The organism is Hymenobacter coccineus (assembly GCF_001816125.1).
GTDB lineage: Bacteria > Bacteroidota > Bacteroidia > Cytophagales > Hymenobacteraceae > Hymenobacter > Hymenobacter coccineus.
The window spans coordinates 1-11,318 of sequence record NZ_MDZA01000065.1 but is presented as its reverse complement, the minus strand read 5'-3'; the positions used below and the strand labels follow the sequence as shown (position 1 = coordinate 11,318).

11 protein-coding genes are annotated in these 11,318 nt (G+C 63.4%); 9 read left to right on the top strand and 2 right to left on the bottom strand.

Annotated elements, in window-relative coordinates:
* Nucleotides 1-108 precede the first annotated feature (108 nt).
* Nucleotides 109-1,674, bottom strand: coding sequence for a T9SS response regulator signal transducer PorX (porX, locus tag BEN49_RS05135; protein WP_070741689.1), 1,566 nt, complete (start codon nucleotides 1,672-1,674; stop codon nucleotides 109-111).
* 279 nt (nucleotides 1,675-1,953) lie between these two features.
* On the opposite strand from porX, the gene BEN49_RS05130 reads away from it, so the two are divergent.
* From BEN49_RS05130 to BEN49_RS05105, 6 genes are all read left to right on the top strand, one after another.
* Nucleotides 1,954-3,183 (top strand): HD domain-containing protein, encoded by a 1,230-nt coding sequence (locus BEN49_RS05130; protein ID WP_070741695.1) that lies wholly within the window; start codon nucleotides 1,954-1,956, stop codon nucleotides 3,181-3,183.
* 101 nt (nucleotides 3,184-3,284) lie between these two features.
* A complete protein-coding gene (gene lpxD / locus BEN49_RS05125; RefSeq protein ID WP_070741686.1) occupies nucleotides 3,285-4,325 on the top strand; it encodes a UDP-3-O-(3-hydroxymyristoyl)glucosamine N-acyltransferase in 1,041 nt (346 codons plus the stop codon).
* A 101-nt stretch (nucleotides 4,326-4,426) separates the two neighbouring features.
* The gene (locus BEN49_RS05120; RefSeq protein WP_070741683.1) at nucleotides 4,427-5,824 is read left to right on the top strand and encodes a bifunctional UDP-3-O-[3-hydroxymyristoyl] N-acetylglucosamine deacetylase/3-hydroxyacyl-ACP dehydratase; all 1,398 of its coding nucleotides are present in this window, start codon (nucleotides 4,427-4,429) and stop codon (nucleotides 5,822-5,824) included.
* A 107-nt stretch (nucleotides 5,825-5,931) separates the two neighbouring features.
* Nucleotides 5,932-6,735, top strand: coding sequence for an acyl-ACP--UDP-N-acetylglucosamine O-acyltransferase (gene lpxA, locus BEN49_RS05115; protein WP_070741680.1), 804 nt, complete (start codon nucleotides 5,932-5,934; stop codon nucleotides 6,733-6,735).
* Nucleotides 6,736-6,811: 76 nt separating this feature from the next.
* Nucleotides 6,812-7,444 (top strand): ABC transporter ATP-binding protein, encoded by a 633-nt coding sequence (locus tag BEN49_RS05110; RefSeq protein ID WP_070741677.1) that lies wholly within the window; start codon nucleotides 6,812-6,814, stop codon nucleotides 7,442-7,444.
* Nucleotides 7,445-7,638: 194 nt separating this feature from the next.
* A complete protein-coding gene (locus BEN49_RS05105) occupies nucleotides 7,639-8,001 on the top strand; it encodes a hypothetical protein (RefSeq protein ID WP_070741674.1) in 363 nt (120 codons plus the stop codon).
* A gap of 95 nt (nucleotides 8,002-8,096) precedes the next feature.
* Here BEN49_RS05105 and BEN49_RS05100 read toward each other — a convergent pair whose 3' ends face one another.
* Complete coding sequence (locus BEN49_RS05100) at nucleotides 8,097-8,930, bottom strand: DUF4197 domain-containing protein (RefSeq protein WP_083325792.1); 834 nt, start codon at nucleotides 8,928-8,930, stop codon at nucleotides 8,097-8,099.
* Between the two features lie 137 nt (nucleotides 8,931-9,067).
* Between BEN49_RS05100 and BEN49_RS05095 the strand changes: the two genes are divergently transcribed.
* From BEN49_RS05095 to BEN49_RS05085, 3 genes are all read left to right on the top strand, one after another.
* Nucleotides 9,068-10,342 carry a competence/damage-inducible protein A gene (locus tag BEN49_RS05095; protein ID WP_070741671.1) on the top strand — a complete coding sequence of 425 codons (1,275 nt, stop codon included), beginning with the start codon at nucleotides 9,068-9,070 and terminating at the stop codon, nucleotides 10,340-10,342.
* Nucleotides 10,343-10,368: 26 nt separating this feature from the next.
* Nucleotides 10,369-10,746 carry a hypothetical protein gene (locus BEN49_RS05090; RefSeq protein ID WP_070741667.1) on the top strand — a complete coding sequence of 126 codons (378 nt, stop codon included), beginning with the start codon at nucleotides 10,369-10,371 and terminating at the stop codon, nucleotides 10,744-10,746.
* 284 nt (nucleotides 10,747-11,030) lie between these two features.
* Nucleotides 11,031-11,318 (top strand): biotin/lipoyl-containing protein (locus BEN49_RS05085; protein WP_317040397.1); only part of this gene is annotated, 288 nt, incomplete at its 3' end.

Here is an 11,318-nt window from a genome sequence, read left to right as displayed (position 1 = left end):
TGGCGGCGGGCGGCGGCGCGGTTTGGGCGCGGGCCGTGGCCGACAGGCCCAGCACCAGGGCCCCGGCAAGCAGGAAATTTTTCATAATCTTCAATTTAATAGCTACCCTTAGCCCTTGGCCGTGAGCGTGATATAGGGAATGATGCACTCCTCCAGCGAGATGCCGCCGTGCTGGAACGTGTCCTTGTAGTAGTTCACGTAGTAGTTGTAGTTGTTCGGGTAGGCGAAGAAATAGTCGCCGACGGTGAACACGTAAGCGGTGCTCACGTTCTCGCGGGGCAGGAAAATGCGCTCCGGCTTGCGCACCACGTACACGTCGCGCGACTCGTCGAAGCCCAGGTTGCGGCCGTGCTTGTAGCGCAGGTTGGTGTTGGTGTTGCGGTCGCCCACAATTTTGTAGGGCCGCTTGCAGCGGATGGTGCCGTGGTCGGTGGTGATGATGAGCTTACCCTTTTTCTCGGCAATGACTTGCAGCATCTCGTAGAGCGGCGAGTGCAGGAACCACGAGCGGGTGAGGCTGCGGTAGGCCGATTCGTCGGCTGCTAGCTCCCGAATCATCGCCATGTCGGTGCGGGCGTGCGAGAGCATATCCACGAAGTTGTACACGATGACGTTGCACTTGTAGTTGTTGTGCAGGTTGCTCATCTTGCCCAGCAAGTCCTTGCCGGCCTGCAAGTTGGTCACTTTGTTATAGCTGTGGCGGTACTTCTGGTTGTTCTTCTGGAAGTTGATTTCCATGAACTCCGCCTCGTGCAGGTTCTTGCCCTCGTCGTCCTGGTCGTCTACCCACAGGTTGGGGTATTTCTTCTGAATCTCGCTCGGCATCATGCCCGAGAAGATGGCGTTCCGGGCGTAGGCCGTGGTGGTGGGCAGGATGGCGTAGTACATCTCCTCGCTGTCCACTGTGAACAGCTCGTTGATGATGGGCTCGAGCACCTTCCACTGGTCGTAGCGCAGGTTGTCGATCAGCACGAAGTACACGGGCGTGTCGCCGGTGGCCTTCAGCGTCGGGAACACGCGCTCCTTGAAGAGCTGGTGCGACATGAGGGGCGCGTCCTTGTCGTCGCCGTTCACCCAGTCCTCGTAGCTCTCGGTGATGAAGCGGCCGAAGTACGTGTTGGCCTCGTCCTTCTGCATGTTGAACACCTCGGCCATGCTCTTGCCTTCGGTTTCGTTAATCTCCAACTCCCAGTACACCAGCTTCTTGTACACCTCGGCCCACTCGGCGGGCGAGAGGCGGTCGGAAAGCTGCATGCCCAGCTGGCGGAAGTCGCGCTGGTAGCCCGAATTGGTTTTTTCGGTCACCAGGCGCTTGTTGTCGAGCACCTTTTTCACCGACAGCAATATCTGGCTGGGGTTGACGGGCTTGATGAGGTAGTCGGCGATTTTCGAGCCGATGGCCTCTTCCATAATGTGTTCCTCCTCGCTCTTGGTGATCATCACCACCGGCACGGTGGGGCGAATGGCCTTAATTTCGGTGAGGGTTTGCAGGCCGGTGAGGCCGGGCATGTTCTCGTCGAGGAACACTAAATCGTAGGTCTTCTCCTGAATTTCCTCAATGGCGTCGGCCCCGCTGTTCACGGGGGTCACGTCGTAGCCTTTCTCTTTAAGGAATAAAATGTGGGGCTTGAGCAGGTCAATTTCGTCGTCGGCCCAGAGAATCGTGGTTTGCATAGGTAATAGGAACTTGGGCGGGGGCCCTGGGGCCCGCCGCGGGTGTTGCCGCGCGCCGCAACAGCGGCCCGCAGAAAGCTTAACGGCAAACGCGCCGGAATAAGTACCCGGCGCGGCGCGTAATCGCTCAACAGTACCGAAAAACCGGCGGTTGGGTTGTTTCGTCCGGGCCGGCGCGCCCGGCGCCCGGGGGCCCCAAAGGGCAGCGGCCGGTGCCCCAGTGGCGGTAGTTGGGCCCCGCGTCGTTCTTTTGTGGGGCCCAATGCGCCCGTTTTGCCCGTGAACAAGAAAAAGATTTTCAACGACCCGGTGTACGGGTTCGTCACCATCCCCACCGAGCTGCTGTTCGACCTCATCGAACACCCGTACTTCCAGCGGCTGCGGCGCATCCAGCAGCTGGGCCTTACGGGGTTTGTGTACCCGGGGGCCCTGCACACGCGCTTCCACCACGCGCTGGGGGCCATGCACCTGATGCAGCTGGCCCTGCGCACCCTCAAAGACAAGGGCGTGGTTATTTCGGCCGCCGAGGGCGAGGCCGCGCTGGCCGCCATCCTGCTGCACGACATCGGCCACGGGCCCCTGTCGCACGCCCTGGAAACGGCGATTTTCCAGGACGTGCCCCACGAGCAGCTCTCGCTGTTCCTCATGCGGCGGCTCAACGATGCGTTCGGCGGGCGGCTCACGCTGGCCATCGAAATCTTTGAAGGGACGTACAGCCGGCCGTTTTTCCACCAGCTCGTGAGCAGCCAGCTCGACATGGACCGGCTCGACTACCTCAACCGCGACTCCTTCTATACCGGCGTGGAGGAGGGCCGCCCGGGCGCCGACCGCCTCATCAAAATGCTGCGCGTGGCCGACGAGCAGCTGGTGCTGGAGGAAAAAGCCGTGTACTCGGTCGAGAACTTTTTGGTGAGCCGCCGGCTGATGTACTGGCAAGTGTACCTGCACAAAACGGTGACCAGTGCCGAGCAGATGGTGATCCGCACGGTGCAGCGCGCCCGCGACCTCACCCGCCAGGGCGTGGCGGTGCCGGCCAACCCCTGCCTGGCCTACTTCCTGGGCCGGGCCGTATCGCTGGCCGACTTCGCCGCCGACCCCAAAATCCTGAGCCGCTTCGTGGACCTCGATGACTACGATATCTGGTCGGCGGTGAAGGGCTGGGCCGCCCACCCCGACGTAGTGCTCAGCTACCTGGCCAAGAGCCTGTTGAACCGCAACCTGCTGAAAATCGTGATTGCGCCCACGCCGTTCGACGACGACTTCAAGCTCGGCATCCAGGAGCTCATTGCCGAGCACTTCCGGTTGCCGCCCGCCGAGGCCGCCCTGCTCATGATTGCCGGCCGCCTGAGCAACAGCGCCTACGACGCCCGCAGCCAGGAACCCATCAACATCCTCACCAAAAAAGGCGAGGTGGTGAACGTGATGGACGCCTCGGACCTGCCCAACATTAGGGCCCTGAGCCAGCGGGTGGACAAGTTCTACATCTGCTACCCAAAGGAAATTATTTAAGCGCTTAGCCGTTGGCTGTTAGCCGTTAGCTTTTGCGCTAAAGAAGAGCTAACGGCTAACAGCCAACGCCTAAGCGCTAATCCCGCTAATTTTGCCCGCCTATGGAATTTACCGTTCAGCAAATTGCCGACGTCGTCGGGGGCCAGGTGGAAGGCGACGCCACCCGGCGCGTGGCCAGCCTGGCCAAAATTGAGGAAGCCCAGGCCGGGGCCCTGGCTTTCCTTTCCAACCCCAAGTACGAGCACTTCCTCTACGACACCCAGGCCTCGGCCGTGATTGTGAGCCCCGACTTGGTGCTGCGCCACCCGGTGGCCGCCGCCCTGGTGCGGGTGGCCGACCCCTACTCGGCCTTTACCAAGCTGCTCGAATTTTATGCCCAGGCCACGCGCACCGGCAAGCGCGGCGTGGAAGAGCCGTCGTACCTGGCCGCCACGGCCACCGTAGGGCCCGGGCACTACCGCGGGGCCTTCTCCTACATCGGCGAGGATTGCCGGCTGGGGCCCGACGTGCTGGTGTTTCCGCACGCTTACATCGGCGACCGGGTAACGATTGGCGAGGGCAGCGTAATCCACGCGGGGGCTAAAATCTACCCCGATACGGTCATTGGCCGGTTCTGCGTCGTCAAGGCCGGGGCCGTGGTGGGCACCGACGGCTTCGGCTTCGCCCCGCAGCCTGACGGCAGCTACCTCCCCATCCCCCAGATCGGCAACGTGGTGCTCGGCGACTACGTGAGCATCGGGGCCAACACCACCGTGGACTGCGCCACCATGGGCACGACGCGGGTGGGCGAGGGCAGCAAAATCGACAACCTGGTGCAGGTGGGCCACAACGTGGAAATCGGCCGCCACACCGTCATTGCAGGCCAAACGGGCATTTCGGGCTCGACGAAAATTGGCGATTACTGCCTGCTGGGTGGGCAGGTGGGCGTGGTGGGCCACGTTACGCTGGCCAACCGCACCACCCTCGCGGCCCAAACCGGCGTGCACAAATCGGTGAAGCAAGAAGGCCAAATTCTCCAGGGCCGCCCCGCCCTCGACCTCAAGCAAAGCCAGCGGGTGCTGGTGGTGTACCGCAACCTGCCCGAAATCCTGCACCGCGTCGAACGCCTCGAACAGGCAGCAAAGGCGCCGGAAAAGCCCTAGCTTTGCAGCCCCTTAGGGGCTAGGCAATAGTGGTTCGTGGGCCAGGCTTGCGGCCTTTCTACGCGCACCAACCGGCGGTTAGCACCTGACAACTCACCAGAATGAACGATAAGCAACACACCATCAAAGCGCCCGTGACGGTGCGCGGCATTGGGCTGCACACCGGCGTGGAGGCCACGATGACCTTCTGCCCTGCCCCCATCGGCCACGGCTACAAGTTCCAACGCGTGGATTTGCCCGGCCAACCCATCGTCGACGCCGACGTGGACAACGTGGTGGACCTCTCGCGGGGCACCACCATCGAGCAGAACGGGGCCCGCGTGAACACCGTGGAGCACACGCTGGCCGCCCTGGTGGGCCTGCAACTCGACAACGTGCTCATTCAGCTCTCAGGCCCCGAGCCACCCATTATGGACGGCTCGGCGGCCGAGTTCATCCACGCCCTGCAGGGTGTGGGCCTCGAGGAGCAGAACGCGCTGCGCAACTACTACGAAATTCCGGACACCATCCGGTACATGGACAACGCCCGGGGCGTGGAAATTGCCGCCCTGCCGCTTTCCGACTACCGCCTCACGGTGATGGTAGACTACAACTCGCCGGTGCTGGGCTCGCAGCACGCCACGCTGGCCGACATCGGGCAGTTTGCCAACGAGATAGCCTCGTCGCGCACCTTTTGCTTCCTGCACGAGCTAGAGCACCTCTACAAGTCCAACCTCATCAAAGGCGGCGATTTGAGCAACGCCATTGTGGTGGTGGACCGCGTGGTGGCCGACGAGGAGTTGAATGACTTGGCCAAAATGCTGGGCAAGCCCCGCGTGAGCGTTAAGAAGGAAGGCATCCTCAACAACGTGGACCTGCGCTACAAGAACGAGCCCGCCCGCCACAAGCTGCTCGACCTCGTGGGCGACCTCGCCCTGGTGGGCCGCCCGCTGAAGGGACAGATTCTGGCGGCCCGGCCCGGCCATGCGGCCAACGTGGCCTTCGCCAAGAAGATCAAAAAGAAGATGCTGGAGGTGAAAACCAACCCCGTGCCGGTGTACGACCCCGCCCGCGAGCCGGTGATGGACATCAACCGCATCATGCAGGTGCTGCCCCACCGCTACCCGTTTCTGCTGCTCGACAAGGTGATTTATCTGGACGCGCAGATGGTGACGGCGGTGAAGAACATCACCATGAACGAGCAGTTCTTCCAGGGCCACTTCCCCGGCAACCCGGTGATGCCCGGCGTGTTGCAGGTGGAGGCCATGGCCCAAACCGGTGGCATTCTGGTAATGAACACCGTGCCCGATCCTGAAAACTACTGGCAGTATTTCCTGGGCATCGAAAACTGCCGCTTCCGCAAGAAGGTTATTCCCGGCGACACCGTCATCTTCCACTGCTGGCTGCTAGCCCCGGTCAAGCGCGGCATTGCCAAAATGAAAGGCCAGGCCTTCGTGAACGGCAAAGTGGTGATGGACGCCGAGATGAGCGCCGCCATCGTGCGCAAAGACAACGCGTAGCTTCAATGAACAATTATCCATTAACAATGAGCAATTGCGTTTTGACAACCGCTTGTTCGCTGGCTGATAATTGTTAATTGCTCATTGTTAATTGTTAATTGAGTAGAATGCTTTCACCCCTCGCCCACATTCACCCCAACGCCCGCCTGGCCCCCGGCGTTACCGTTGAGCCCTTCACCACCATTGCCGCGGACGTGGAAATTGGCGAAGGCACGTGGGTGGGGCCCAACGTCAGCATCATGGACGGGGCCCGCATCGGGGCCCACTGCCAGATTTTCCCGGGGGCCGTGGTGTCGGGCATTCCCCAAGACCTCAAGTTTGCCGGCGAGCACACCACCGCCCACGTGGGCGACTACACCGTGCTGCGCGAATGCGTGACCGTGAATCGCGGCACCGTGGACCGCGGCCGCACCGTGGTGGGGGCCCACTGCCTACTGCAAGCCTACGTGCACGTGGCCCACGACTGCGTGGTGGGTGACCACTGCGTGATTTCGAACGCCGTGCAGCTGGCCGGGCACGTGCAGGTAGGCGACTGGGCCATTCTGGGCGGCATGACGGCCATCCACCAGTTTGTGAGCGTGGGGGCCCACGCCTTCATCGGCGGCGGCTCGCTGGTGCGGAAAGACGTGCCCCCCTTCGTGAAGGCCGCCCGCGAACCCCTTACCTACGCCGGGGTGAACTCAGTGGGCCTGCGCCGCCGCGGCTTTAGCGAGCAGCAGGTGATGGAAATTCAGGACCTGTACCGCATCGTGTTTCTGAGCGGCCTAAACACCCAGGAAGCCCTGGCCCGCATCGAGGCCGAGGTGCCCGCTTCGGCCCAGCGCGCGCTGGCCGTGGCGTTTGTGCGGGCCGCCAGCCGCGGCATTATCAAGGGCCCCGGCAAAAAAGGCCTCGACGAGGGTGCCGATTAGATGAACCTAGTTCTCGGTTATCAGTCAGTAGTTTATCAACACGCTGACAACCAGCAACTGACAACTAATACCTCACTTGCAGATTGACGCCACCGGCTTGGGTAAGCGCTTCCAGCGCGACTGGATTTACCGGGGCCTCACGCGCACCTTTCGGCCCGGCAGCGCCACGGCCGTGCTGGGGCCCAACGGCGCCGGCAAAAGCACGCTGCTCAACACCTTATCGGGCCAGCTGCTGCCCACCGAGGGCACCCTGGCCTATACCCTGGCCGGCCAGCCCCTGGCCGTGGAGGCCGTGCCCCGGCACCTGGCCTACGCGGCGCCCTACCTCGACCTGCTGGAGGAGCTGACGCTGACCGAGTTGCTGCGCTTCCATACCCAATTCAAGCCGCTGCGGCCAGGCGTTTCCATTGATGGCCTCATCGGCATTATGTACCTGGAGGGGGCCCGGCAGCGGCTGGTGCGCGAGTTCTCGTCGGGCATGAAGCAGCGCCTTAAGCTGGGTCTGGCCTTGTACGCCGACGCGCCGCTACTGCTGCTCGACGAGCCCACCACCAACCTCGACGCCACCGGCGCGGCCTGGTTCCAGGAGCACGTGCGCGCCACCCGCGCCGGGCGCACGGTGCTGCTCAGCTCCAACGTGCCAGCCGAGTACGCCTTTTGCGACGCGGAACTGCTGGTGACGGACTTCCAGGGGCCCAGGCCGCGCTAGGCGCTGGCGCGTTTTCTCGATTGCTGGGCCACCGTGGCCCACCGCTGCGGCGCGGCTAATAATACTATTCTTAAAAAAACATTGCTTCCGGGGTCCCAAACCCGCTTTCTGGGGAAACTCCGTTTTGCTACGGCGCGTATCTTCGCCGCCGCTACTGCTTTTATCTTCCACCCTTATTTTATTCCGCCCCGGCCATGATTGATCACGACGACGACCTGGAGGACGACTTGCTCGACGACGACGACACCCTCGATTCCTACGCCGCCCAGGGCGGGGCCAAGGCCTTGGGCAACCCCGAAGACCAACTGTCGGCCAAGTACGCCGACTACCTGATGTGGCTTGACACGGGTTCGAGCCACGACGAGGCCCTGGACCTGGCCGGCATGACCGAAGCCGAGCACGTGGCCGCCGAAAACGCCGACAATGCCGACAGCGCCGAGCGCAGCGGCTTTGGCTCGCTCGACGACGAAGATGATGACTTTGCCGACGATGACGATGATGACGAGTTTAGCTCGCCCCGCGGCGGGCGCAGCAGCTTCGACAACGACGATTTTTAGGGCCCCGGTGGCGTTACCAAACATTCCGGCCCGTAAAAAAGCCCCGGCTGCACAGCGCAGCCGGGCTTTTTTACGCGGGGGCCCTAAACAAATCTTTACTTAGTGGCGAACACGCGCTTGAGCAGGTCGGTGGTGCGGGCGGCGGGGTTGCGGCGAATTTTGGCTTCCTCCTGGGCCATGAGGATAAAAATACCGTCCACGGCCTTCTGGGTAGTGTAGGCCGAGAGGTCGGTTTGCACCGGCGTCATCAGCGGAATGCGGTTGTACTGGGTGGTCATTTTGGTGTAGGCGGCCTCGGCGCCCACCTGGCTGATGGCCGCGGTGATGTCGGGCTTAAAAGCCGCCACGAGCTGGGCCTCCGTCGATTTGCGCAGGAACTGCGTGGCCGCATCCGTCGAGCCGCTCGTGACCAAGCTCAAAGCGTCGGTGAGACTAATGTTGGTGAGGGCGGTGAGGAAGATGTCCTTGGCCTTGGGCGCGGCGGCCTCGGCGGCGCGGTTGAGCTGGGTTTCGAACGTCGACATCACCGTGCTCATGCCCGGCAGGCGGCCCAGCGTGCTCTTCATCAGCAGCATGTCCTCCGGGAACGGGATGTGGATGTCGTCGTTCGTATTAAAGCCGTCCTTCTCCGAGGCAAACTCCACGGCCTTGGTCACGCCCTTGGTGAGGGCATCCTTGATGCCGGCGCTGGCTTCGGCTTCGGTGAGCGGGGCCACGGGGGCCGGGGCGGGCGTGGCAGCTTTTGCAGCGGCGATTTTGGCGGCCGCGGCTTTGGCGGCAGCGGCTTTTGCAGCGGCCGCCTTGGTGGCAGCAGCTTTTTTGGCGGCGGCGGTTTTGGCAGCCGTGGTTTTGGCGGTCTGGGCGCGGGCAGCGGGGACGGCGGCCAGCAAGCCAGCGGTTAGTAAAAGGGTAGCAAAGCGGGTAGCCATGGCAATAAAAAAAGGGCGGCGGGAAAACCCGGCAGCCGTTGTGGCTGTCGTAGTGCCGGCGCGGCTACAAAGTGACGCAATTTTCCCGCCAAATTCGTTTTTATCTTCTTTTCCCTGGGGCCCGTGCCCGCCCGTTCATGCCCACTACCGCCCCCCGCCCCGCCCCGCCCGACGTTGAAATCATGACCATCGGCGACGAGCTGCTCTACGGCCAGGTCATTGATACCAACTCGGCCTTCATGGGCCAGGAGCTGGCCAAAATCGGGCTGCGTGTGCGCCAGATTTCATCGGTGTCCGACCGCGCCGACGAGATTGTGGGGGCCCTCGACCAGGCCCGGCAGCGAGCCCGGGTGGTGCTCATCACCGGCGGCCTGGGCCCCACCAAGGACGACCTAACCAAGCACGTGCTGGCCCGCTACTTCGGCAGCGAGCTGGTGATGGACGAGCCCACGCTGGCCCACGTCACCGAATTCTTCAAGCGCTACAACCGGCCCATGCTCGACGTGAACCGCCAGCAGGCCCTGGTGCCGGCCAATTGCCAAGTGCTGTTTAACGCCGTGGGCACCGCCCCAGGCATGTGGTTCGAGGACCAGGGCACGGTGTTCGTGAGCATGCCCGGCGTGCCCTTCGAAATGAAGAAGCTAATGACCGACCAGGTGCTGCCACGCCTGCGCGAGCGGTTCGAAATTGCCCCCATCGAGCACGTGGTGGTGATGACCGTGGGCATCGGCGAGTCGTACCTGGCCGAGAAAATTGCCGACTGGGAAGACGCCCTGCCACCCAACTTCAAGCTGGCCTACCTGCCCAGCCTGGGGGCCGTGCGCCTGCGCCTGACCGGCTCGGACGACGGCCAGCCCGACCTGCGCGGCCGCATGCTGGCCCTGCTGCCGGCGCTCCGCGAGCGGGCGGGCTCCTACATTTTTGCCGAAGAGGAAACGACCCTGGAGGCAGCCATCGGCCAGCTACTGCTGGCCAAGGGCCTGACCTTGGCCACGGCGGAGAGCTGCACCGGGGGCCTGGTGGCGCACCGCATCACGGGTGTGCCGGGCAGCTCGGGTTATTTCCGTGGCAGCGTGGTAGCCTACCACAACGATCTAAAAATGAGCGAACTGAACGTACCTTCCGAAACCTTGGCTGCAAGTGGCGCCGTGAGCGAAGCCACTGTGCGGGCCATGGCCGAAGGGGCCCGCCAGCGCCTGGGCGCCGACGTGGCCGTGGCTACTAGCGGCGTGGCGGGCCCCGGCGGTGGCAGCCCCGACAAGCCCGTGGGCACCATCTGCTTCGCCGTGGCCGATGCCCAGGGCACCATAACGCGGCAGATTAGCTTCGACCGCGGCCGGGCCCTGAACATTACCTACACGGCCCAGTCGGTGCTGGCGCTGCTGTGGCAGCGGCTCACGGGCCAGGCGTAGGCCCGCGCCGCCCCTTATTTTTGGCCATGCAAAACCTGCTCAACCATTGGCGCGCCGCTGGGCGCGGGCTGCTCTGCGCCGGGGCCCTGGCCCTGCCCGCGTGCTCGCCGCCGTGCACCGGCAACACCGAAGCCACGGTACTCTACGCCAAGCCCCGGCCCGGCGGGGGCCGCTTCATCTACGCCGACGTGCTGAACCAGCCAGCGCTGGGCCGCAAGAAAACGCTGCTCTGGCAGGGCAAAGAGTTCGGCACGTTTGGCCACGTCATCATCATCAACGACCCCACCAACAAGTACGCCTCGAACCGCAGCATCTGCTTTACTACCTCCCGCCCCGCCCCGGCCACCGCCGCGGCCGACGACGAATTGGGCGAGGAGGACATTCCGCGGCTGGCCATTGACTAAGGCGCTACCCAAATAAAAGGCGGCCATTCCGGAGCAGAAGGAATCGGAGTATTATCCTCGGCTGATTTCATGCAGCTTCTTCCTGCGTCGGAATGGAAAGTTTTATTCCTACTTCGGCCGGGCGTGGGGCGCACGGCTGGGGCCCCAACCCAGGGCCTCAGCCGTGCGCCCCACGCCCGGCCAACGCCCCCGGCGCACGGCGCACCGGGGGCGTTGGCTTTCTGGCTACCTTTGCGGCCTCTCTATCCCACCCCACCCCTTACCCCAAAACACCCCCGCAGCTTATGGCACGAGTGGAAATGACGATGCCCAAGATGGGCGAATCCATCATGGAAGGCACCGTCTTAAAATGGCTCAAGCAAGTCGGCGACGCCATCGAGCAAGACGAATCGGTGCTGGAAGTGGCCACCGATAAAGTAGACACCGAAGTACCCGCTACCCACGCCGGCACCCTGGCTGAGATTTTGGTACAGGAAGGCCAGGTTGTGGCCGTAGGGGCCCCCGTCGCCGTCATTGAAACCGAGGTGGGCGCAGCGGCTTCGGCCGCCCCCGATGCCCCGGCGCCCGGCGCC

What these genes read in the sequence shown, in the direction of transcription:
- porX (WP_070741689.1), bottom strand. Translation starts at nt 1,674, where the DNA reads ATGCAAACCACGATTCTCTGGGCCGACGACGAAATTGACCTGCTCAAG.
- lpxD (WP_070741686.1), top strand. Translation starts at nt 3,285, where the DNA reads ATGGAATTTACCGTTCAGCAAATTGCCGACGTCGTCGGGGGCCAGGTG.
- BEN49_RS05120 (WP_070741683.1), top strand. Translation starts at nt 4,427, where the DNA reads ATGAACGATAAGCAACACACCATCAAAGCGCCCGTGACGGTGCGCGGC.
- lpxA (WP_070741680.1), top strand. Translation starts at nt 5,932, where the DNA reads ATGCTTTCACCCCTCGCCCACATTCACCCCAACGCCCGCCTGGCCCCC.
- BEN49_RS05105 (WP_070741674.1), top strand. Translation starts at nt 7,639, where the DNA reads ATGATTGATCACGACGACGACCTGGAGGACGACTTGCTCGACGACGAC.
- BEN49_RS05100 (WP_083325792.1), bottom strand. Translation starts at nt 8,930, where the DNA reads ATGGCTACCCGCTTTGCTACCCTTTTACTAACCGCTGGCTTGCTGGCC.
- BEN49_RS05095 (WP_070741671.1), top strand. Translation starts at nt 9,068, where the DNA reads ATGCCCACTACCGCCCCCCGCCCCGCCCCGCCCGACGTTGAAATCATG.
- BEN49_RS05090 (WP_070741667.1), top strand. Translation starts at nt 10,369, where the DNA reads ATGCAAAACCTGCTCAACCATTGGCGCGCCGCTGGGCGCGGGCTGCTC.